Origin of the sequence: Polycyclovorans algicola TG408 (genome assembly GCF_000711245.1) — a bacterium.
In the GTDB taxonomy this organism is placed as follows: domain Bacteria; phylum Pseudomonadota; class Gammaproteobacteria; order Nevskiales; family Nevskiaceae; genus Polycyclovorans; species Polycyclovorans algicola.
In genome coordinates this window covers 1,957,245-1,978,433 of the sequence record NZ_JOMH01000001.1, presented here as the reverse complement: position 1 = coordinate 1,978,433, position 21,189 = coordinate 1,957,245, and the positions used below count along the sequence as shown (strand labels likewise).

Below are 21,189 nucleotides of genomic sequence, written 5' to 3'. Positions count from 1 at the left end.
CGGCGACTTAGTGCCGCGCCCTGCCCTCAAATATCGCCGTAGAGCGCCGTGATCGGATAGCGCCGCTCACGGCCGAACGCCCGGCCCGTGACTTTGGGTCCCGGTGCAGACTGGCGACGCTTGTACTCCGAGCGGCGCACCAGACTCACCACGCGGCGCACGTCGGCCTCGTCGAAGCCCTCGTGAATCAGGTCGGGAATCGAACGCTGCGCCTCCACGTAGCGCTGCAAAATCGCGTCAAGCACCTCGTAGGGCGGCAGTGAATCGTCATCACGTTGGTCGGCGCGCAACTCGGCGCTAGGCGCGCGGGTTAGCACCCGCTCGGGAATCACCTCACCCAGGGTGTTGCGGTAGCGCGCCAGCGCGTAGACCTGCTGCTTGTAGACGTCCTTGAGCGGCGCAAAGCCACCGCACATGTCGCCGTAAAGCGTGGCGTAGCCCACTGCCATCTCCGACTTGTTACCGGTGGGCAGCACCATGTGGCCGAACTTGTTCGACAGCGCCATCAGCAATGCGCCACGACAGCGTGACTGCAGGTTTTCTTCGGTCACGTCCGCGGCGCGCTCATCAAACAGCGGCGCCAGAAGATCGGTGAAGGCCTCGAAGGCCGGCTCAATGGCGATGCGGTCGTAACGGATACCCAGCGCCTCGGCCTCGATTCGTGCGTCGTCATTCGACATGTCCAGCGTGTAGCGCGATGGCATCGACACCCCCCAGACACGCGAGGCCCCCAGGGCATCCGTGGCGATGGCCGCCACCAGCGCAGAGTCAATCCCCCCTGACATGCCCAGCAGTGCACCCGGGAACCCGTTGCGATTCACGTAATCGCGGGTGGCCTGGACCAGGGCGCTGTACAGCAGGGCATCGTCACCCGGTGCCGGGTGAGATTCACCGTGGCAGGTCACGCGGCCCTCCGCGTCACGGCGCACCTGCAGGGGGGTCACTTCTTCAACGAAGGGTCGCGCCTGGGCCGTCACCTGTCCGTCAGCGCCCAGCGCGAAAGCGTTGCCGTCGAAGACCACTTCATCCTGACCGCCGACGGCGTTGAGATAGACCAGCGGCAGGCCGGTTTCGGCGACGCGCTGACGCGCCACACTCAAACGCGCAGCCGCCTTGCCCTGCTCGAATGGCGAGGCATTGAGCGTCAGGATCACCTCGGCACCGGCGGCGCGCGCCTGGGCGCAGGCCTCGGTCGTCCAAATGTCTTCGCAGATGGTCACGGCCACGCGAAAGCCGTCCTGTTCGAAGACACAGGCCGCATCCCCGGACGCGAAATGACGGCGCTCGTCGAACACGCCATAGTTGGGCAGGTGCTGCTTGCGATAGGTGGCCAGACGCTGTCCATCACGCAGCACCCATGCGGCGTTGAACAGCCGCTCCCCTTCATAGGATGGGCCACCGACCACCACCGTGATGCCGTGCACGCTGTCCTGCAGGCGCTGCAGACCTTCTGCAATCAGCGCCGGCAACCCCCGGCGCAGCAACAGGTCGTCGGGCGGATAGCCGAGCAGCGCCAATTCCGGGCACAACAACAGGCTGGCGCCGTGGCGGTCACGCGCCTCGGTGGCGAATTGAATGATCTTGTCGACATTGCCAGCCACATCCCCGACCCAGAGGTTGAGTTGTGCCAGCGCCCAGCGGGTCTCAGCTTGCATGTGTACTTGCTCCAGAAACGTCAAAGGCCCGCGCTGCGAGCCTTTGAGTCACTGCAATCCCTGATTACAGCAGGGCCTTCATCGCCGCGCCGAGATCGGCCGGTGACCGTACGGTCTTGACGCCTGCCGCTTCCAGCGCCGCGAACTTCTCGTCGGCCGTGCCCTTGCCACCGGCGATGATCGCGCCGGCATGGCCCATGCGCTTGCCGGGGGGCGCCGTGACACCGGCGATGTAGGCCACCACCGGCTTCTTGACGTTGGCCTTGATGTACTCGGCCGCCTCTTCCTCCGAGCTGCCGCCAATCTCACCGACCATGATGATGCCGTCGGTCGCCGGATCGGCCTCAAACAGGGCGATGGTGTCGATGAAGCCCATACCGCGCACCGGGTCACCGCCGATGCCGACGCAGGTGCTCTGGCCCAGCCCGTTCTGGGTGGTCTGGTAGACGGTTTCGTAGGTCAGCGTGCCGCTGCGCGAGACGATGCCGATGCGGCCGGGCTTGTGAATGTGGCCGGGCATGATGCCGATCTTGCATTCGCCCGGCGTGATGATGCCGGGGCAGTTCGGCCCGATCAGCACGCAGTCGAGGCCCGCCAGCGCCGCCTTGACCTTGACCATGTCGTTGACCGGAATGCCTTCAGTGATGCAGACGATGACCTTGATGCCGGCATCGGCCGCTTCAAGAATCGCGTCAGCCGCGCCAGCGGCGGGCACGTAGATCATCGAGGCTTCGGCGCCGGTGGCGGCGACCGCATCATGAGCGGTGTTGAACACCGGCCGGTCGAGATGCTTGCTGCCGCCCTTGCCCGGCGACACGCCACCGACAAACTGCGTGCCGTAGGCAATCGCCTGCTCGGAATGGAAGGTGCCCTGCTTGCCGGTGAAGCCCTGGCAGATGACCCGGGTAGTCTTGTTGACGAGAATCGACATGTGCTTCAGGCCCCTTGATTGGCGAGGGTGACAACGGTTTTGGCGGCTTCAGTGAGGTCGGAAACCGGGGTGATCTTGAGGCCACTGGATTCGAGCATTTCGCGCCCTTTCTCCATGTTGGTGCCCTGCAGACGTGCCACCACAGGCAGCTTAAGACCGGTCTGCTTGCACGCCTGGATGATGCCTTCGGCAATCAGGTCGCAGCGAACGATGCCGCCAAAGATGTTGATGAAGATGGCCTTCACGTCGTCGCTGCGGGTGATCAGCTTGAAGGCCTCGGTGACCTTCTCGGCCGTGGTGCCGCCGCCGACGTCGAGGAAATTGGCGGGCTGGCCGCCGTGCAGCTTGACGATGTCCATGGTCGCCATCGCCAGACCCGCGCCGTTGACCATGCAGCCGATGCTGCCTTCCAGGGTCACGTAGTTGAGGTCGAAGCGGGTGGCCTCGACTTCACGCGCGTCTTCCTGGCTGGTATCGCGCATCTCGGCGACGGCCTTCTGCCGGTACATGGCATTGCTGTCGAAATTGACCTTGGCATCCAGCGCCATGATCTTGCCTTCGGCGGTGACGATCAGCGGGTTGACCTCGACCTGACTGGCGTCCAGCTCGGCAACGATGCGGTAAATGCCGAGCAGCGCCTGGGTGAACTGCGCGGTCTGGTCCTTGTCGAGCCCCATGAAGAAGCCGAGCTGGCGCGCCTGGTAGGGCTGCAGACCGGCGGCCGGATGCACGTGCACCGACATGATCTTCTCGGGGGTCTTTTCGGCGACCTCTTCGATGTCCATGCCGCCTTCGGCCGAGGCCATGAGCACGATGCGCTCGGACGTGCGATCCACCAGCGCCGACACGTACAACTCGCGGGCGATGTTCGAGGGTTTTTCGACCCAAACACTGTTGACCGGCAAGCCGTCGGCGCCGGTCTGCTTGGTGACCAAACGGGTCCCCAGCATGGCTTTGGCCGTGACTTCAACCGCATCGACCCCTTCGACGAGTTTCACGCCACCGGCCTTGCCGCGTGCGCCGGCATGCACCTGCGCCTTGACCACGAACCGATCCCCACCGAGCGACTTGGCCGCGGCACGCGCCTGCTCGGGACTGGTCGCCAAAGCCCCCTGCGGCACTGAAATGCCGTAGCGCGCAAATATCTCTTTGGCCTGATACTCGTGAAGGTTCATGACGGTCTGGGGTGCGGAAATGAGCGCGCATTCTGGACGAAGTGCCCCAGCGCCGCCACTGACCGGGTGCCGACGATTGGCCACACAGTGCACAATTTTCCAACGTCGACCGTTGCTGCACTTTGCACACCACACCGACGCGACATGCACGCGCCAACCTTTCCGGGGGACCGATTGATGTTCAGACTGATCCTGCTGATTGCCGCATTGCTGATCATCGGCCAGTTGCTGCGCATCGGCCTGCGCCAACTTCGCGGGCCTGGCAGCCCTCGCGACAACGACCCCGACGCCGACCCATTCGAGGTAATGACCCAGTGCCCGCACTGCGGCGTGCATGTGCCCAAAGTCACGCTCGATGCCGGCGGCGTTTGCCCCGAATGCCACCAGTAATCCTGCGCAGCGGCGGAATCGAAGACTGGCGCGCGCTGCGGGCACTGACCCTTTACCGACTGGTGCTAATCGGCGCACTGCTGGGCTCGCTGGAATTCGGCATCAGCCTGCAGGTTTTCGAGCAGGTCGACGCCGCGCTGTTTCGACAGGTCAGCCAGGCCTACGCCATCGCTGCCCTGCTGATGCTGGCCGCCGTGCTCTACCGCACACCGCGCAGCAGCCTGCAGATGGGCGTGCAGTTTGTGGTCGATGCGCTGGGCGTGGCGGCGCTGGTCTATGCCACGGGTGGCATCCAGAGCGGCCTGGGCATTCTGCTGATCACCCCAATGATCGTGGCGGCGCTGATTCTCAGTCCGCGCATGGCCCTGGTCTGCGCCTCATTCGGCAGCCTGCTGATGTTTGGCGAGGAGTTTTATCGCCATATGGGACGGCCTTTGTCGACGCCCGACATCACCAGTACCGGCGTGCTTGGCCTGATGCTGTTCGCCAGCACCGCCGCAGCCTCAACCGTCGCCGCGCGAGCGCGGCGCAGTGAAGAGAAAGCCGTGCAGGCCGGCACCGAGCTGGCCGACCTGTCGCAGCTCAATGAAAGCATCATCGGCACCATGCAAACCGGCGTGGTCGTGGTCGACGCCGACGGCACCTTGCGGCTTGCCAACCAGGCGGCGCGACATTTTCTGGGCACCCCGACCACCGACCAGCACACGCTGCATCGGGTTGCGCCCGCGCTGGCCCAGGCGTGGCAGGTGTGGCGCGGCGGCAGCGCACTGGCGCAGGGGCCCATCGCCATTCCCGGGCATGACCGCGAAGTGGTGCCGCGCTTTTCGCCGCTGGGACAGGGGCCGCGCCGGGCGACGCTGATCCTGCTCGATGACGCCTGGCAGCTTCAGGAACAAGCGCGGCAACTCAAACTCGCAGCATTGGGACGGCTGAGCGCCGGCATTGCGCACGAAATTCGCAACCCGCTGTCGGCCATCACCCAGGCCGGCCAGTTGTTGGCCGAAGACGCCCGACTGGCACCTGATCAGCACAAGCTGCTGGACATGATTCAGCGCCATGGCGCGCGCATCGACCGTATCGTCCGTGATGTGCTCGACTTGGCGCGCCCGCACGACCATGCCCTGCCAGTGATCGACCTTGACCGCAGCGTCGAGCAGGCACTGGTGGCGTATCGCGAACAGCCGCAAACCACTGAGCAGACCATTCAACTTCACCCGGCTCGGGTCCCACGTCAGGTGCGTTGCGACCCGGCGCACCTGCAGCAGGTGCTGCACAACCTTTGGGAGAACGCCGCCGAACACGCGCCCGGACAGCCGGTGGACGTCCTCAGCGGTCGCGACAACCGCGGCAACACCTGGCTGGACATCTGCGACAGCGGTCCCGGCATCGACAGGGCGATGCGCGAGCGCATTTTTGAACCGTTCGTCACCACCTCGCCGCGCGGCATCGGTCTTGGGCTGTATCTGTCGCGCGAACTCTGCGAGCTTAACCAGGCCCAGCTGCGCTACCTTGACCAGCCGCGCGGCACGCGTTTCCGCATCCGCTTCGCCAGCACACCGCCGTAAGCACGCCCCACCATGCCCTCTTCAACCCCTGCCCGCCGCGTGCTGATCGTCGACGATGAAGCCGACCTGTGCGAACTGCTGGAAATCACCCTGTCGCGCATGGGCCTGCAGACCCGGGCCGTCGGCAGCGTGGCGGCGGCGCGCGCACAACTGGCCGAGCAGGCGTTTGATTTCTGCATCACCGACATGCGCCTGCCCGATGGCAGCGGGCTGGATTTGGTGCATCACCTGCACGGCCACTATCCCGATCTGCCGGTGGCGGTCATCACCGCCCATGGCAACACCGAGTTGGCCGTGGAAAGCCTCAAGGCCGGCGCTTTTGATTTTGTCAGCAAGCCGGTGGATCTGAGCGTGCTGCGCCGGCTGGTGCACGATGCACTGGCCCTGTGTCCGCAAGGCGCCGCGCCCGATACCGAAGACCCAACGCTGCTCGGCACCCACCCGAGCATGGTGGCGCTGCGCGCGCTGGTCCAGCGGCTGGGGCGCTCGCAGGCACCGGTGCACATCAGCGGCGAATCCGGCACCGGCAAGGAGTTGGTGGCGCGGCAGATTCACCGTTGCAGTGCCCGCGCCAAGGCGCCGTTCGTGCCGGTCAACTGCGGGGCCATTCCACCCGATCTGATGGAGAGCGAATTCTTCGGCCACCTGAAAGGCGCCTTCACCGGCGCCGTGCGCGACAAGGCCGGCTTTTTCCAGGCTGCCGAGGGCGGCACGTTGTTCCTCGATGAAGTGGCCGACCTGCCGCTGGCCATGCAGGTGAAATTGCTGCGCGCCCTGCAAGAGCGGCAAGTGCGCCCGGTTGGCGCCGAGCTGGAGCAGCCGGTCAACGTGCGCATCATCTCGGCCACCCACCAGAGGCTGGACGAGGCCGTGCAGCGTGGTCATTTTCGACAAGACCTTTACTACCGGCTCAATGTCATCGAGGTCCATGCGCCGGCGCTGCGCGATCACGCACAAGACATTCCCGCGCTGGTTGAACACGGACTGGCGCTGCTCACCGCGCGGCATGGATTGCCACAGGTTCCCGCAGTCACTCGCGCTGCGCTGGACGCGCTGTGCGCTTACCCGTTTCCCGGCAATGTGCGCGAGCTGGAGAACATTCTCGAGCGCGCATTGACGCTGAGCGATGGCGGTGCGATTGACGCCCACGATCTGCAGCTCCGGCCTGCCACGCTTTCGGCCCGCGCCGCACCGACAGCAACCAAGCCGGAACCCGAGGCCATGGTCGCCGAAGACGCGTCGCTGGGCGATCAGGTCGAGGCCATCGAGCGCCGCGCGATTGTCGATGCCCTGCAGCGCGCACGCTTCAACAAGACCCGTGCCGCCGCGCTGCTGGGGATGAGCTTTCGTGCGCTGCGCTACCGGATCAAAAAGCTCAAGATAGACGCATAAATTGGCCCGACCAGGCCGCCGTTGGGGAACGGAGAAAGACAATGGGGAGAAACGCGCGTCAATCGTTGTCGGGCTGGGCCCTGGCAATGGCCATTGCGGCCCTCAGCCCGATGGCATCAGCCCAGGACGCCGAGGCACCGCCCACCGTCAGCACGGTCGCAGCGCCGCCGCTGGAGGACGCCGAGGCTGCGTCCGTGGCAGCGCCCCCCGCGCGCCGGGTCATCGAAGAGATCGTTGTCACCGCCACCAAACGGTCCACCGACATTCGCGACATTCCCCTGAGCATCGACGCCTTCGACGGCGATGAACTGCGCGACATCGGCGCGACCAATCTGGAGGCCATCCTGCGCTTCTCGCCCGGCGTGGCGGTGACGCCGGGGTTGGACCCGGAGGCCGCACAGGTGATCATCCGCGGCGTGTCCACCGACACCTTTTTCACCTTCTTCACCCGCACCTTCGGGCTGTTCTATGAAGATGTGGCGCTGGTTAATCCGTCGATTCTCGGGCCGCAGCCCAACCTCGATCCGTTCGACATGGGCGTGGAAGTGCTCAAGGGTCCGCAGGGCACGCTGTTTGGCGGCTCGGCGCTGTCGGGCGCCATCCGCTACGTGCCCAACAAACCCGACACCGAGTCCAGCTACGGCAAGCTGGGCGCGGGCGTCGGCGTGCTGGCGCGCAGCGATGGCCTCATCCAGCGCTACGACGGCCTGTGGAACCAACGCATCAACGATGACCTGGCGCTACGCGTGGTGGGCACGGTCAACGAGCGGCCCGGTTACGTGCGCGACCTGCGCTCGGGTGAGGACGACATCAATGCCACCGGCTCGACCCAATTTCGCGCGCTGCTTGACTGGCAGGCCAGCGACCGCCTGGCGCTGGGCCTGAGCCTGCTGCGTCGCGACACCGACCAAGACGACGGCGCCCTTGGCAATAACGACCGCAGCCCCGAGCACAGCCAGCGCTTTTTGCCGGACGAGCTGGAATCGACCACCAACGTTTTGCTGGCCGACGCCGAATGGGCCTTTGATGCCTCCAGCCTCACGCTGATCGTCAGCCACCTGGACAAGGACTATCCGCAAAATCTCGACTATTCCCAGTTCATCGGCACCGCGTCGGTGGGCGTCGGCACCTTTGGCGACACGGTGGTCGAATCGCAGCAGCCCAGCGCCGAGCTGCGCTGGGTGACAAGTGCGCCCACCGATTCGGCGCTGTGGCTGCTGCGCGACTGGTCGTTGGTGACCGGGTATTTCTACACCGCTGCCGATCAATTTTTGCAACTGACCATCGGCACCCTGCCCAGCGGCGGCCTGATTCGCCTGCGCGCCCAGGTCGATGCCGAAGAACACGCCGTCTTTGCCGACTTGACCCGCAGCCTCGGTGAACGCTGGGAGGTTGGGCTGGGTGGGCGCCTGTTCCGCCAGACCACCGAGGCCGACATCAGCACCACCGTCATCGCCGCCGAAGGGCTGAGCACGGTGCTGCTGCCCGGCCTGCTGCCGCAGGTGATTGGCGCGCTGCCCGGCAAAGCCGCGGTGCCCGTGGGGCGCGATGTGGGCAACATCGGCGAAACGGTGTTCAACCCCAAGTTCACTCTGCGCTGGATCTACAGCGATGACCTGTCAGTGTTCGCCTCGGCGGTGAAAGGCTTTCGCTATGCCGGCGCCAACCAGAACCCGACGCGCGACCCCGATGTGCCACTGTTTTTCGATTCAGACGAGATCTGGAACTACGAACTGGGCGTGCGCACCCGCTGGCTGGACGGCTCGCTGCAGGTCGATGCCACGGTGTTCTACCTGGACTGGACCGACCTGCAAATCCAGCAGCGCGAGTTCACCGGCGCGTTCGCCTATTCGGACAACGTGGGCGGCGCGCGCAACCAGGGTGTGGAGTTGAGCATTGACTGGCTGCTGCCGGCCGGTTTTACGGTGGTGCTCAACGGCGCCTATGTGGACGCCGAAACCACGACCTTCTTCGATGACTTCCAGGGTCCGGCCCCGGCCGGCAGCGAACTGCCGGGCACCTCGCCGTTCTCGGGCTCGGCACTGTTGGCCTGGGCCGGTGACCCGGGCGGGCGACGGGTGTGGAACGGTTCGCTGTCGTACACCTACCAAAACCGCAACTTCAACAACCTGCCGCACACCTACGCGCATCCACCGCTGGGACTGCTGGGGGCCAGCGTCAACCTCACGCTGGCGACGCTGCCCGGGCAACCGAGGCTGTCGCTGATCGGCAACAACCTGACCAACGAGCTCAAACCCGGCGCGGTATTCGAGACACCCAACAGCGGCGGCATTCTCACGCTGTTCAACCCGCCACGGTCGGTGGTGCTGAGCGTCGAGGTCGCGTTCGGCGGCTGATCTGGCCGCGAATTTGTGCGGTCAGCGCGTCAAGGCAGTTTCTTAGCCGCCGCCGCGCCGGTATACTTCTGCGGCTCGACGTGCCGGCACCCCGTTCAGGTCTGCGTCGACTCCTTTCGTTAGTTCATGAGGTTTATCAGTCGATGAGCAATCAAGGCGTGGATGGCGGCCGTCGCCGCTTCCTGACCCAGGCCACTGTGGTTGTCGGCGGTGCAGGCGCCGTGGCGGCGGCCTGGCCCTTTCTGGCTTCTCTGAAGCCCAGCGAACGCGCCAAGGCGCTCGGTGCCCCGGTGGTCCAGGACATCAGCGCCCTGGAAGCCGGCCAGCGGATTACCGTGGCCTGGCGCGGCAAGCCGGTCTGGGTGGTGCGCCGCACGCCCGAGATGCTGGACAGCCTCGGCGAGATCAAAGATGAACTGAGCGATCCCGATTCCGAACAACCGCAGCAGCCCAGCTACGCGCAGAACGACGCGCGCGCGCTCAAGCCCGAAGTGCTGGTCATGGTCGGTTCGTGCACCCACCTCGGCTGCTCACCCACCTTCCGTCCCGACCATCCGGCACCGGAGATTCACAGCAACTGGAAGGGCGGCTATTTCTGCCCCTGCCATGGTTCGATGTTTGACCATGCCGGCCGGGTGTATCGCGGCGTGCCGGCCCCGCTCAACCTTGAAGTGCCCCCGCACCGCTACGAGTCCGACACCATGGTGGTGATCGGCGAAGACCCGAAGGATGTTGGCTAATGGCGATCGTTCCCAACCCTTATAAAACCACTGGCGTGCTCGGCTGGATCGATGACCGCTTCCCGCTGACCAAGATCTGGAAAGATCACATCAGCGAGTACTACGCCCCGAAGAATTTCAACTTCTGGTATTTCTTCGGCTCACTGGCGATGGTGGTGCTGGTCAATCAGTTATTGACCGGCATTTTCCTGACCATGCACTACAAGCCGTCGGCCGAGCTGGCCTTTGACAGCGTCGAATACATCATGCGGGACGTGCCGTTTGGCAACATCATCCGCTACCTGCATTCCACCGGTGCCTCGGCCTTCTTCGTGGTCGTGTTCCTGCACATGTACCGGGCGCTGATGTACGGCTCCTACAAGAAGCCGCGCGAACTGATCTGGATTTTCGGCTGCCTGATTTTCGTCGTGCTGATGGCCGAAGCCTTCGCCGGCTACGTACTGCCCTGGGGCCAGATGAGCTACTGGGGGGCACAGGTGATCATCTCGCTGTTCGGCGCCATTCCGGTGATCGGCAACGACATCGTGATCTGGATACAGGGGGACTACATTCCTTCTGATGCAACCCTGAACCGACTGTTCTCGCTGCACGTCATCGCCCTGCCCTTTGTGCTGGTCGGGCTGGTGGTCGCGCACCTGATGGCGCTGCACGAAGTGGGTTCCAACAACCCCGACGGCATCGACATCAAGAAGAACAAGGACGCCAGCGGCAAGCCGCTGGACGGCATCGCCTTCCACCCGTACTACACCGTGAAGGACCTGGTGGGCGTGGGCGGCTTCCTGATCATCTTCCTCGGCGTGGTGTTCTTCGCCCCGGATGGCGGCGGCTACTTCATTGAACGTCCCAACTTCATCCCCGCCGACCCGCTGGTCACGCCCGAACACATCACCCCGGCGTGGTACTTCGGTGCCTTCTACGCGATGTTGCGCGCGGTCCCCAGTAAGGCCATGGGCGTCATCACCATGGGCGCTGCCGTGGTCATCCTGTTTGCGGTGCCGTGGCTTGACCGCTCCAAGGTGCGTTCGATCCGCTACAAGGGCATGTTGTCGAAGATTGCGCTCGGGGTGTTCACCGTCGCCTTCGTGCTGCTGACCTACTACGGCCTGCAGCCGCCGTCGGGTCTCGGCACCTTGATTTCGCGCGTCGGCACGGTGATTTACTTCGCCTTCTTCCTGCTGATGCCCTTTTACACCTCCATCGAAAAAACCAAGCCCGAGCCAGAACGGGTGACGGGGTAAACATGAAAAGTCTGTTCTTGACTGCAGGGGCGCTCGCCCTGGGCCTCATGGCCAGTTCCGCTGCCACTGCAGCCGGCGGTGGTGCGATGCCGTTCAGCTATTCGCCCGACCCCGGCAACACCGCATCGTTGCAACGCGGCGCCCGCAATTTCACCGCCTACTGCGCGGCCTGCCACTCAATGAAGCTGATGCGCTACAGCCGCGTCGGGGACGACCTGAACATTCCGGAAGAAATGCTTCAGGCCAACCTGATGTTCAACACTGACGCGACCGGCGACATGATGATGGCGGCCAGTGCCGACGGTGCCGCCAGCTGGTTTGGCCAGAAGCCGCCCGACCTGTCACTGACGGCTCGTGCACGCACGCCGTCGTGGGTCTACAGCTACCTGATGAGCTTCTATGTCGATGCCGAGCGGCCGCTTGGCGTCAACAACACCGTGCTCGCCGGCGCCTCGATGCCGCACGTGCTGTGGGAGCTCCAGGGATGGCAGGTCAAGCCCGACGCCGAAGAAGGTGACGCGGCGGCCGACGACGATGGTCACGGCGGCGGTTCGCCCAACGGCCTTGAGCTGGCCACTGAAGGCCAGCTGTCACCCAAGGAATATCAGGCATTTGTGGGCGATCTGGTCAATTTCATGGCCTATGCCGCAGAGCCAGGACGGGCCGGTCGTCAGCAGTTGGGCGTGAAGGTCCTGCTCTTTCTGCTGGTGTTCACCTTCCTTGCCTACCTGCTGAAGAAAGAGTACTGGCGCGACATTCATTGACCGTGCGGCCGCCTTCTCCGTACGGCGTCACTGCCCGCCTTAAGCCGCTCATGGCCCAGCCATGAGCGGTTTTTCTATGGGCGTCACCCCCAAACGACGGGTCCGCGCCGCCCCGTTCCGGCCCCTGCGGGTCTTCGGCCTGGAAGCGGACCCTGCCACGCGCTGGGTGAGGATCGTGCTGGCCGAAAAACTGCAGCACGACGCCCACTTTGAGGCGGTCGATGTCAGGCGGCCTCCCGAAGACCTGATCGCCCTCAACCCCGGCATGCGCCTGCCGATGCTTCTCGACCGTGAAGTCTGCGTGGTTGAGGCAGGCATCATCGTCGAGTACCTCAACGAACGCTTTCCGCACCCGCCGTTGATGCCCTCAGATCCTGCCGGCCGTGCGCGCATGCGGCTCCTGCTGTCGCAGCTGTGGCAGGCACAGGCGCGCAAAGCTGCCACCGGCAAAACCGATGCCTGCCGCGACATGTTGCTGACACTGGCGCCGCTGATGAGCGCCAAGGGGCTGGCCATCGCCCCCGGGCTGCACCTCGGCGACACGGCACTGGCGGCACTACTGCCGGGCTGGCTACGCGCCGACATGGCGTTGCCCGCCTCGCTCGCGAGCCGCGTCGAAGCCTGCTACTCGGCCCTGATGCGGCGGGCTGCAGTACACTCGGTTCCATTATGAAAGCTCGCAGCCGCCGCCCTTATCTTGTCCGCGCGATCTACGACTGGACCCTGGAACATGGTTTCACCGCCCACCTGCTGGTGGCCGCCGATTTCCCCGGGGTCAAGGTGCCCCTGAGCTACGTCAAAGACGGGCGGATCACGCTCAACATCAGCCCGACCGCCGTGGTCAACCTCAATTTGCTGGCCGACATGGTCTGGTTCAGCGCCCGCTTCGGCGGTCGCTCGCAGGAGGTGCTGGTGCCCTATGGCGCGGTGCTGGCCATCTTTGCCCGCGAGAATGGTGAGGGCGTGGTCTTCGGTGAAGTTGAACACGCCGATCCTGCCGACCCCAGCGCGCCGCCACCCGGTGACGGCCCGCGACCGACCACCCCGCCACCGCCCTCCAGCGGCGACGAGGGCAAATCCAAACGTTCACATTTGCGGGTCGTGAAATAAGGCGATCACAAGCCTGCGCGCGGCCCGCCGACATGCCAGCGGAGGCCCTATGCGATTCATTTACCTGATCCTGATCATCCTGATTTCTGCAGTGATCTTCGTGTTCACCTTACAGAATCTGGGTGCGATCACCGTGTCGTTCCTGCACTGGCAGATGCGTACGCCGCTGTCGATCACCATCGTGGTGATTTACTTTCTGGGCATGCTCACCGGTGGGTCGCTGGTGTCGTTGATCAAGTCGTGGATTCGTGGGTCGACGCGGGAGCCGCGGAGTCCGACTTGAAGGTGCGGTTGGGCTCGTCATCGACACGGCGTGGGTTGATGGTCCGTCCGGTTGCTTTCAAAACCGTTGTGACTTGTTCTGACTGGTCTGTCAGCGAGTTGGGTTTCAGAACTTCCACTGCCAGCTTGAGGGCTCAGTGGCCGGGACTGCCCCCGGCGGGGCACTCACTTTTCTACTGCTAGAAAAGTAAGCAAAAGAGCCACCCCATGTTTCGGCTTTGGGCTTTCAGCCCAAAGGCCCCTGCGCTTCTCGCGTCAGGCGGGCTTGCGCAACTCGCTAACGCTCAGACAAGCGCAAGCCTTGATCGCCTGCCCCTCCGATGCTCGGCCGAAACAAAGGGGGGAGAACGTCAAAGGCAGAAGCAAAAGCAGCGCGCCGGTGACGCTTTGGCTTTTGCTGTTCACCCCCGTCTGACCGGGCCGAGCATCGCAGCAGGGGCGGGATCAAGCCTCGCGGTTGTTTGAGCGAAGCGAGTTGAAGCGAGGCCCCGCACCTGCGAGAAGCACAGGGCACCCCGCGCAGCGGGGCCCGGCAGTGGGGCACCTTCTTTTGGTTCCTTTTCTTGGTGCAAGAAAAGGAACTGCCCCGCCGGGGGCAGTCCCGGCCTCTGAGCCCTCAAGTTGGTGGTGGGGGTCATGAAACCCAGCCCGCCAGCAGGCCCATCAAGCGAGCCTTGATGGTGATGGAACCCTTAATCGCCAGCACATCAGACCCGACGATCAGGGCTCTGAAACAAGCCCGCAGCCCCCTAAGGTCCCGGCAACGTCTTCCCCGGATTCAGAATCCCCACCGGATCAAACACCCGCTTCAGTGAGTGCATCAGTGCCAGTGTCACCGCATCAATCTCCCAGGCAACGAACTCACGCTTGTCGATACCCACGCCGTGCTCCCCCGACAACGTGCCCCCCAGATCAAGCACTTTGCGGAACAATCGTGACAGCGCAGGCGTGATGGCACTCATCTGCGCCGGATCATCCGGGTCGGCAAGGATGTTGACGTGAATGTTGCCGTTGCCGGCATGGCCGAAGTTGACGATCTGCAAGCCGCCCGATGCGGCGATCGCCTCGACCTCGGCCAGCAATAGCGGCAGACGGCTGACCGGCACCGCGACGTCTTCGTTGACCTTCTTGGGTGCCAGTTTGCGCAGCGACGGCGACAGCGCCTTGCGACATGCCCAGAGCGCCTCGGCATGCGCCGCTGTCTCGGCAACATCGACGGCCACCACCCCATCGCCGGCGGCCGCAACCGCCGCCACGGCTTGCTGGGTCAAGCTCACCGACGCGGCGCTGCCGTCCACCTCGATCAGCAGCAGCGCGCCGGTTGCGGCAGGCACCCCGGTATCACGCCAGGCCTGCGCGAGGGCCACGGCGGCGCCGTCCATGAACTCCACCGCGCAGGGCAGATCGGCTTGGCCCATCAGGCGTACCACGGCGGCGATGGCGGCCGTGGTGTCAACGTAGCAGGCGCGCAACATGCGGCGCTCGGTGGGGCGCGGCAGCAGTTTGAGGGTCGCCTCGGTGATCACCGCCAGCGTGCCTTCACTGCCGATCAGCAGCCGTGTCAGGTCATAGCCGACGACGCCCTTGGTGGTTTCACCGCCGCTGCGAATCAGGTCGCCGTTGCCGGTCACCGCCCTGAGCCCGAGCACCGCATCCCGCGCGGTGCCGTACTTGACCGCGCGCGGCCCGCCGGCACCGCAGGCGAGGTTGCCCCCCACAGTCGAATAGGCCGCACTGGTCGGATCCGGCGCCCAGAACAGACCATCGGCCTCGGCAATGCGCTGCACCTCGGCGTTGAGCACGCCGGGCTCGACCACCATCAACCGGTCCGCCGGTCGATACTCGATCACGCGGTTCATCCGCTCCAAAGTCAGCACCACACCGCCTGCGACCGGCACGCTGGCACCGGTGGTGTTGGTGCCTCGGCCGCGCACGGTCAGCGGCACGGCATGCTCGCGGCAGGCGCGCACGGTCAATGCCACATCCTCGGCATTCAGGGCGACCACCACCGCCTGCGGCGCGGCGCAGCGACGCGAGTTGTCGTAACCATAGGCCAGGCAATCGGCGGCGTCGGTCATCACCCGCTCGGCCGGCAAGGTGGCGCGCAAAGACGCAAGTACGGCCTCGATGTGGCCTATCATTAGCCGGCCACCTCGAAGGCGTGGCGGATCCACTGCGGTTCGGCGCTGCCGTCAAAGGCCATGACATCAAAGCGAACGGCGCGATGTTGGTGCGCGCGTTGCTGCTGCAACCACGCTTGCGCGGCGCGCACCAGACGCGCCTGTTTGGTGGCGGTGATGCTGTCAGCAGCGGTACCGAAACGGCTGATTGCGCGGGCGCGCACTTCGACGAACACCAATTGCTCGCCGTCGAGCGCGATCAGGTCCAGTTCGCCAGCCTTGAATCGCGCATTGCGCGCCAGGATCTGGAGACCGGCGCGCCGCAAATACTGCGCCGCCCGGTCTTCGGCCTGTCGCCCCCGCGCCAGCGCGCGCAGGCGATCAATTACCACGCCGAGCCGCGAACGCCGTCCTCGACGCGCAATTGTTCAAGGTAGCGATCTTCAACCCTGACACGGCCGGGGTCGGTGGCGCGCGGCAGCAGGTCGATGCCCCGGGTGGTGAAGCGCGCGCAGTCGAGTCGTCGCTGGACCGCGCCGTTGACGTCAAACCAGAGCTCACCGGTGCTGCCAATGACGCTGTAACCGAGACTGGCCTGACCTCGCGCGACACTGGAGGCCAGCGCGAAGGCATCTACGCCCATCGCGAACAGGCGCGACTGATTGCCGTTGCTCGGGAGCGTCTGCGCCACCCCTGCCAGCGGACTTTGCGTGCCGAGGGCGTCGTCAAACATCCACGGCATGTCGCAAAAACGGCTGCCGGCAAGGTCAATGCCCGGCCGCATACCCGGCTCGTAGATCATTGAGGTGGCGTAGGCGGGCAGATCTTGTGCACGGTGAAAGCGGAACTGGCTCCAAATCAGCCGCCCGTCGGTGGGGCGACCGGCAAAGAACACGAAATCGACATCGGCGCGGCGGCGGGTCTCAAATACCGGGCGCTCACCGAGCATGGCGCTGACTTGACGATGGCGCGACTCACTTTCGCCAATCTGCATCAAGGCCTTGATGGAAGTCGAAAAATCATCGGTGCCCGGCGCATAACGACGGCTGCTCAGCAAGCGCCCGCCGAGGGCTTCGATGCGATCACGAAAGGCTTGCTCGACGCGCGCGCCCCAGTCGTTGTCGGGCAGCAGGCTCACGGCCGTGCGCAGGCCCTGGCTCACGGCGTGATCGGCCGCAGCGCGCGCCTCATCTTCGGGCGCCAGCGCGAACTGGTACAGGTTGGGCACCCAGGCCATGTCGGCAGGCAACTGGTTGAGGGCAACCACCGGCACCGGCAATGGGCCACGCTGGGCGATGGCGGCCACCGACTCGCGGCGCAGCGGCCCGATCACTATGGCGGCGCCGTTCGCCAGCGCCTGATCAAATGCACTGAGCGCCTCATCCGGCGTGCTGCCCGCGTCATAAAAGCGGACCGGCGCCACGGCACCGGCCTTCAGGTAAGCGGCGATCCAGCCATCCCGAATCACCTCACCAATGCTCTGTAACGGGCCACTCAATGGCAGCAGCACCGCCCACTCGCCCCCGAACGGCAGCGGCATCTGGGTGAAGCGGCCGTCCCCGTCGGGACTGTCCAGGGTTTCGAAGCGCGCCTGCCCGGGGTGATTCGGGTAATCGTCGCGCCAGCGGTCCAATGCATCAGCCGCCGGTTGTCGCGCCACCAGACCGAGTGCGATCCAGCCTTCGACATCGCCTCCGAGCGCGCGCGCCCGATCAAGGTCGCTGGGCGTCAGCGGCGCGCGCATCAAGTCCGACCAGAGTTGTTCCTGATTGGCCTCCCGCGCCTCGCCCTGCAACCACCGGCCACGCTCGGACCAGGCGTGAATCGCACCGACGAAATCACCGAGCTCACGCAGGGCATCCGCACGCAGGCCTTCGGTCGCGGCGGCCAGTTCGGCACTGATCATCGCCACCGGCAAACGCTCAAGGACCGCATTGGGCCGGCCCTCGGCCGCAGCAATGCGGGCGTTGATCAGTTGTAGATAAGGCAACTGCTCAGGGTCAAGCGATTGATCAAACACCGCATTGATGCGCGACTTCGCCTGCTCCAGGTCACCGACGTTGAGCGCCGCTTCAGCGGCATCCAACTCGGCGCTGCGGGGCGGCGCGGGCGGCAACGAGGGCACCGGTCGCATCGACGGCAGTGGCAACGGCGCAGTGGCGCCAGACGGCGGCTCGGGCTCGGGGGTGGTCTGCATCGGCGGTGACGGTGCAGGGGCCGGGCGCTGCGGGGCCTGTATCGGCGCGCCGACACAACCGGCGATCAGGCCGGTGATTGCGGCCAAGGCCAAAAAGGTGGCCAGCGGCCGCAATTCTCGTTGTTTTGACGTCGATCTCATGGCGTCAAAAGTATGACACGCTACTTTCTTGGCAGCGGATATCCACCCACCGCAACGCCCTCGCCTACCGGCCTTGAGTATGTCGAACCCCGAATCGGTCGCCCGCGGCCATCTCTATGTTGTGGCAACGCCCATCGGCAATCTGGCCGACCTGAGTCCGCGCGCGGCCGCTGTGCTGGCGGGGGTTGACCTGATCCTTGCCGAGGACACCCGCAACAGCTGGGTGCTGATGCAACACGCTGGTATCACCACGCCAATGGCGGCACTGCACGACCATAACGAGCGCGGGCTGGCCGAGTCACTGATCCAACGTCTTGAGGCCGGCGAAGCGCTGGCGCTGATCTCGGATGCGGGGACGCCGCTGATCTCGGACCCCGGCTTCGTGTTGGTGCGCCAAGTGCGTGATGCCGGTTTACCGGTGATGACCGTCCCCGGCCCCTGTGCGCTGATTGCCGCGCTGTCGATTGCCGGGCTGCCGACCGACCGCTTCACCTTCGTCGGCTTTCTGCCCGCCAAAACCAGCGCCCGCCGCAGCGCCCTGGCGCCGCTGGGGGCGCTCACTGAAACGTGGGTCTGCTACGAGTCCAGTCATCGCATTGCCGACACCCTGGCCGACATGGAAGCCGTGCTCGGCGCCGACCGCGACGTGCTGCTGGCGCGTGAACTGACCAAGCGCTTCGAGCAGAGCGTTCGCCTGCCACTGGGTGCCCTGCGCGCTTGGCTGGCCGAAGACCCGATGCATGAGAAGGGCGAGTTCGTGCTGTGTGTGGCAGGCGCCGCGGCCGCTTCGGATGCCGATCGTCAACTGACTGAAGGGCGCCGCCTCATGGCGCGACTGGTGCAGGAACTGCCCGCCTCGCGCGCGGCGCGCATCGCGGCCGAACTGAGCGGTGCGCCGCGCAAGCAGCTCTACGTCGAGTCACTCGCCGAGCCCGACGCCTGAGTCCCGCGACGGCGGCGTTTATCATCGGCACATGAATCCGACTTCCCCCGACCCGGCCAACGCCGCGTCCGACCTCGTCAGCCGCTCCCGCGCCGTGGTCTGGCACCCCTGTACGCAGATGAAAGACCACGAATGGCTACCGCTGGTGCCGGTCGCCAAGGCCGAGGGCGTGTGGCTGGAAACGCCCGATGGCAAGCGCATTCTCGATGCCGTCAGCTCGTGGTGGACCAACATTTTCGGCCACCGGCACCCGGTCATCGTCGAGCACGTCAAGCGCCAACTGGACACGCTCGATCACGTGATGCTCGCCGGCTTCACCCACGAGCCGGTGGTCAGCCTGTCCGAAAAGCTGGTGGCCCTTACGCCCAAGGGATTGAGCCGCTGCTGCTACAGCGACAATGGCTCGTCGGCGGTCGAAGTCGCGCTGAAGATGAGCCACCACTACTGGCGCAACACCGGCAAGCCCGAAAAGACCCGCTTCGCGACCTTGACCAACAGCTACCACGGCGAAACCCTGGGCGCACTGGCGGTCGGCGACACCGGTCTGTACCGCGATACTTACGCGCCGCTGCTGCTGACCCCCATCACCCTGCCCTCGCCCGATTGCAGCCTGATGCAGGATGGTGGTCGTGGTCCCGGTGAAAGCTGGGAGGACTACAGCCGCCGCCGCTTCAGCGACGCGCGGCGCATTCTCGAAGCCCATGCCGAGACCCTGTCGGCGGTGATCATCGAGCCACTGCTGCAATGCGCTGGCGGCATGCGCATGTATCACGCGGTGTGGATCAAGCTGCTGCGCGAAGCCTGCGATGAGCTGGGGATTCATCTGATCGCTGACGAAATCGCCACCGGATTCGGCCGAACCGGACACATGTTTGCCTGCGATCACGCCAACATCACGCCCGATTTCATGTGCCTGTCCAAGGGCATCACCGGCGGCACCCTGCCGCTGGCCGTCACCATGACCAACGAGCGCGTCTACGAAGCGTTCTACGACGATTACGCCACCGGCAAGGCCTTCCTGCATTCGCATTCCTACACCGGCAACCCGCTGGCCTGCGCCGCCGCGCTGGGCACCCTGGCGGTGTTCGACGAGTGCAACTGGATGGCCATCGTCCGCGGCCTGGGGCAGCTGATGTGGACCCAGACCGCCGCCTTGCGCAGCCATCCGCATGTGGCCGAAGTGCGCCAGCAGGGCATGGTGCTGGCGGTGGAGTTAGCGGCCTCGCCGCATCAGCGCAAGCCCTACCCGGCCGGCGAGCGGCGCGGTCTGCGCGCTTACCAACATGCGCTGGACAAGGGCGTGCTGCTGCGACCGCTGGGCAACACGCTCTACCTGATGCCGCCATACGTGATCACGCCAGCCGAGATCGGCCGACTATGCGAGGTGCTGACCGAAGCGGTTGACGTCGCCACCCGCACATGACCCGCATCCATCTGCCGGTCACGTTGCGCGAAGGCGACGAGCACGACTTGCCCGAAGCCGCGCATCGACATCTGGTACAGGTGCTGCGGCTGCATGCCGGCGACGCACTGACGGTGTTCGACGGCCAAGGCTGCGAGGCCCCCGCCGCGCTGATCACTGCGGAAAAGCGCCACAGCCGCATCAGGGTTGGCGCCGTGCAGCGGCCCGTGCGTGAGTCGCCACTGGCGGTCACTTTGCTGCAAGGCGTGTCCAAGGGTGAGCGCATGGATTACACCCTGCAAAAGGCTGTTGAGCTGGGTGTGACCGCAATCCAGCCGCTCACCACACAGCGTTCGATGGTGAAGCTGGACGCCGACCGCTGGGCCAAAAAATATGCGCACTGGCAGGGCGTGATTGTCAGTGCCTGCGAGCAGTCGGGTCGGGTGGTGATCCCGTCACTGCATCCGCCGGCAAGCCTGGACGCGGCGCTGAACGCCCTGCCTGATGAGGTCTTGAGACTGGCCTTGCTGCCCGAGCACGGCCGAGCCCTGCGCGACTTGCCACCCCCTGAGTCGGGCGTGGCGCTGCTGGTCGGCCCCGAAGGCGGGCTGGACCCCACCGAGATTCGCCTGGCGCTGGATGCCGGCTTCACCGCCGTGCAGCTCGGCCCGCGTGTGCTGCGGACCGAGACCGCCGGGGTGGCGACACTGGCCGCCTTGCAGGCGTTGTGGGGCGATTGGGGAGCCGGGTGACTCGCGCTTAAAGGCGAAGGACTGACCGGCGACCG

At 65.3% G+C, this 21,189-nt stretch carries 19 protein-coding genes; 13 read left to right on the top strand and 6 right to left on the bottom strand.

Annotated features, from left to right (window positions below):
• Nucleotides 1-26: 26 nt before the first annotated feature.
• The 3 genes from U741_RS0109425 to sucC form a co-directional block, all read right to left on the bottom strand.
• Nucleotides 27-1,655: an NAD+ synthase gene (locus U741_RS0109425; protein WP_029890225.1), complete on the bottom strand. Its 1,629-nt coding sequence runs from the start codon at nt 1,653-1,655 to the stop codon at nt 27-29.
• Between the two features lie 64 nt (nt 1,656-1,719).
• The gene (sucD, locus tag U741_RS0109420) at nt 1,720-2,586 is read right to left on the bottom strand and encodes a succinate--CoA ligase subunit alpha (protein WP_029890224.1); all 867 of its coding nucleotides are present in this window, start codon (nt 2,584-2,586) and stop codon (nt 1,720-1,722) included.
• A 5-nt stretch (nt 2,587-2,591) separates the two neighbouring features.
• On the bottom strand, nt 2,592-3,761 hold the full coding sequence (gene sucC, locus U741_RS0109415) for an ADP-forming succinate--CoA ligase subunit beta (protein WP_029890223.1): 1,170 nt from the start codon (nt 3,759-3,761) through the stop codon (nt 2,592-2,594).
• Nucleotides 3,762-3,938: 177 nt separating this feature from the next.
• Here sucC and U741_RS0109410 point away from each other — a divergent pair, with 177 nt between their 5' ends.
• The 10 genes from U741_RS0109410 (at nt 3,939) to U741_RS0109365 (ending at nt 13,600) form a co-directional block, all read left to right on the top strand.
• The gene (locus U741_RS0109410; protein WP_152551560.1) at nt 3,939-4,151 is read left to right on the top strand and encodes a hypothetical protein; all 213 of its coding nucleotides are present in this window, start codon (nt 3,939-3,941) and stop codon (nt 4,149-4,151) included.
• The gene (locus tag U741_RS0109405) at nt 4,139-5,716 is read left to right on the top strand and encodes a sensor histidine kinase (protein ID WP_029890221.1); all 1,578 of its coding nucleotides are present in this window, start codon (nt 4,139-4,141) and stop codon (nt 5,714-5,716) included. Before U741_RS0109410 ends, U741_RS0109405 begins: the two co-directional genes overlap by 13 nt.
• Before the next feature lie 12 nt (nt 5,717-5,728).
• A complete protein-coding gene (locus U741_RS0109400) occupies nt 5,729-7,108 on the top strand; it encodes a sigma-54-dependent transcriptional regulator (RefSeq protein ID WP_029890220.1) in 1,380 nt (459 codons plus the stop codon).
• Between the two features lie 41 nt (nt 7,109-7,149).
• A complete protein-coding gene (locus U741_RS0109395) occupies nt 7,150-9,465 on the top strand; it encodes a TonB-dependent receptor (protein WP_084154772.1) in 2,316 nt (771 codons plus the stop codon).
• Nucleotides 9,466-9,608: 143 nt separating this feature from the next.
• Nucleotides 9,609-10,205 carry a ubiquinol-cytochrome c reductase iron-sulfur subunit gene (gene petA / locus U741_RS0109390; protein ID WP_029890218.1) on the top strand — a complete coding sequence of 199 codons (597 nt, stop codon included), beginning with the start codon at nt 9,609-9,611 and terminating at the stop codon, nt 10,203-10,205.
• Nucleotides 10,205-11,443: a cytochrome b gene (locus U741_RS0109385; protein WP_052378668.1), complete on the top strand. Its 1,239-nt coding sequence runs from the start codon at nt 10,205-10,207 to the stop codon at nt 11,441-11,443. The genes petA and U741_RS0109385 overlap by 1 nt, the downstream gene beginning before the upstream one ends.
• A 2-nt stretch (nt 11,444-11,445) precedes the next feature.
• Nucleotides 11,446-12,207: a cytochrome c1 gene (locus tag U741_RS0109380; protein WP_029890216.1), complete on the top strand. Its 762-nt coding sequence runs from the start codon at nt 11,446-11,448 to the stop codon at nt 12,205-12,207.
• A gap of 61 nt (nt 12,208-12,268) precedes the next feature.
• Nucleotides 12,269-12,880 (top strand): glutathione S-transferase N-terminal domain-containing protein, encoded by a 612-nt coding sequence (locus U741_RS18375; protein WP_084154771.1) that lies wholly within the window; start codon nt 12,269-12,271, stop codon nt 12,878-12,880.
• Nucleotides 12,877-13,317, top strand: coding sequence for a ClpXP protease specificity-enhancing factor (locus tag U741_RS0109370; protein ID WP_029890214.1), 441 nt, complete (start codon nt 12,877-12,879; stop codon nt 13,315-13,317). Before U741_RS18375 ends, U741_RS0109370 begins: the two co-directional genes overlap by 4 nt.
• Nucleotides 13,318-13,366: 49 nt before the next feature.
• Complete coding sequence (locus U741_RS0109365; protein ID WP_029890213.1) at nt 13,367-13,600, top strand: LapA family protein; 234 nt, start codon at nt 13,367-13,369, stop codon at nt 13,598-13,600.
• Nucleotides 13,601-14,348: 748 nt separating this feature from the next.
• Here U741_RS0109365 and U741_RS0109360 read toward each other — a convergent pair.
• From U741_RS0109360 to U741_RS0109350, 3 genes are read right to left on the bottom strand one after another with little or no spacing between them, the layout of a single operon-like run.
• Nucleotides 14,349-15,740, bottom strand: a complete 1,392-nt coding sequence (locus tag U741_RS0109360) for an FAD-binding oxidoreductase (RefSeq protein ID WP_029890212.1) — start codon at nt 15,738-15,740, stop codon at nt 14,349-14,351.
• Nucleotides 15,740-16,111 carry a YraN family protein gene (locus tag U741_RS0109355; RefSeq protein WP_029890211.1) on the bottom strand — a complete coding sequence of 124 codons (372 nt, stop codon included), beginning with the start codon at nt 16,109-16,111 and terminating at the stop codon, nt 15,740-15,742. Before U741_RS0109355 ends, U741_RS0109360 begins: the two co-directional genes overlap by 1 nt.
• A complete protein-coding gene (locus U741_RS0109350) occupies nt 16,105-18,057 on the bottom strand; it encodes a penicillin-binding protein activator (protein ID WP_084154770.1) in 1,953 nt (650 codons plus the stop codon). The genes U741_RS0109355 and U741_RS0109350 overlap by 7 nt, the downstream gene beginning before the upstream one ends.
• Before the next feature lie 79 nt (nt 18,058-18,136).
• Between U741_RS0109350 and rsmI the strand changes: the two genes are divergently transcribed.
• The 3 genes from rsmI to U741_RS0109335 are packed head-to-tail and all read left to right on the top strand — an operon-like array spanning nt 18,137 to nt 21,154.
• Nucleotides 18,137-19,000, top strand: a complete 864-nt coding sequence (gene rsmI, locus U741_RS0109345) for a 16S rRNA (cytidine(1402)-2'-O)-methyltransferase (RefSeq protein WP_029890209.1) — start codon at nt 18,137-18,139, stop codon at nt 18,998-19,000.
• 31 nt (nt 19,001-19,031) lie between these two features.
• On the top strand, nt 19,032-20,423 hold the full coding sequence (locus U741_RS0109340; RefSeq protein WP_029890208.1) for an adenosylmethionine--8-amino-7-oxononanoate transaminase: 1,392 nt from the start codon (nt 19,032-19,034) through the stop codon (nt 20,421-20,423).
• Nucleotides 20,420-21,154, top strand: a complete 735-nt coding sequence (locus U741_RS0109335) for a 16S rRNA (uracil(1498)-N(3))-methyltransferase (protein ID WP_029890207.1) — start codon at nt 20,420-20,422, stop codon at nt 21,152-21,154. Before U741_RS0109340 ends, U741_RS0109335 begins: the two co-directional genes overlap by 4 nt.
• Nucleotides 21,155-21,189: the final 35 nt, after the last annotated feature.

Coding starts and splice junctions, on each gene's coding strand:
- U741_RS18375 (WP_084154771.1), top strand. CDS start 12,269: ATGAGCGGTTTTTCTATGGGCGTCACCCCCAAACGACGGGTCCGCGCC.
- U741_RS0109370 (WP_029890214.1), top strand. CDS start 12,877: ATGAAAGCTCGCAGCCGCCGCCCTTATCTTGTCCGCGCGATCTACGAC.
- U741_RS0109365 (WP_029890213.1), top strand. CDS start 13,367: ATGCGATTCATTTACCTGATCCTGATCATCCTGATTTCTGCAGTGATC.
- U741_RS0109350 (WP_084154770.1), bottom strand. CDS start 18,057: ATGAGATCGACGTCAAAACAACGAGAATTGCGGCCGCTGGCCACCTTT.
- U741_RS0109360 (WP_029890212.1), bottom strand. CDS start 15,740: ATGATAGGCCACATCGAGGCCGTACTTGCGTCTTTGCGCGCCACCTTG.
- sucD (WP_029890224.1), bottom strand. CDS start 2,586: ATGTCGATTCTCGTCAACAAGACTACCCGGGTCATCTGCCAGGGCTTC.
- U741_RS0109380 (WP_029890216.1), top strand. CDS start 11,446: ATGAAAAGTCTGTTCTTGACTGCAGGGGCGCTCGCCCTGGGCCTCATG.
- rsmI (WP_029890209.1), top strand. CDS start 18,137: ATGTCGAACCCCGAATCGGTCGCCCGCGGCCATCTCTATGTTGTGGCA.
- U741_RS0109395 (WP_084154772.1), top strand. CDS start 7,150: ATGGGGAGAAACGCGCGTCAATCGTTGTCGGGCTGGGCCCTGGCAATG.
- U741_RS0109405 (WP_029890221.1), top strand. CDS start 4,139: ATGCCACCAGTAATCCTGCGCAGCGGCGGAATCGAAGACTGGCGCGCG.
- U741_RS0109410 (WP_152551560.1), top strand. CDS start 3,939: ATGTTCAGACTGATCCTGCTGATTGCCGCATTGCTGATCATCGGCCAG.
- U741_RS0109400 (WP_029890220.1), top strand. CDS start 5,729: ATGCCCTCTTCAACCCCTGCCCGCCGCGTGCTGATCGTCGACGATGAA.
- U741_RS0109425 (WP_029890225.1), bottom strand. CDS start 1,655: ATGCAAGCTGAGACCCGCTGGGCGCTGGCACAACTCAACCTCTGGGTC.
- U741_RS0109335 (WP_029890207.1), top strand. CDS start 20,420: ATGACCCGCATCCATCTGCCGGTCACGTTGCGCGAAGGCGACGAGCAC.
- sucC (WP_029890223.1), bottom strand. CDS start 3,761: ATGAACCTTCACGAGTATCAGGCCAAAGAGATATTTGCGCGCTACGGC.
- U741_RS0109385 (WP_052378668.1), top strand. CDS start 10,205: ATGGCGATCGTTCCCAACCCTTATAAAACCACTGGCGTGCTCGGCTGG.
- petA (WP_029890218.1), top strand. CDS start 9,609: ATGAGCAATCAAGGCGTGGATGGCGGCCGTCGCCGCTTCCTGACCCAG.
- U741_RS0109340 (WP_029890208.1), top strand. CDS start 19,032: ATGAATCCGACTTCCCCCGACCCGGCCAACGCCGCGTCCGACCTCGTC.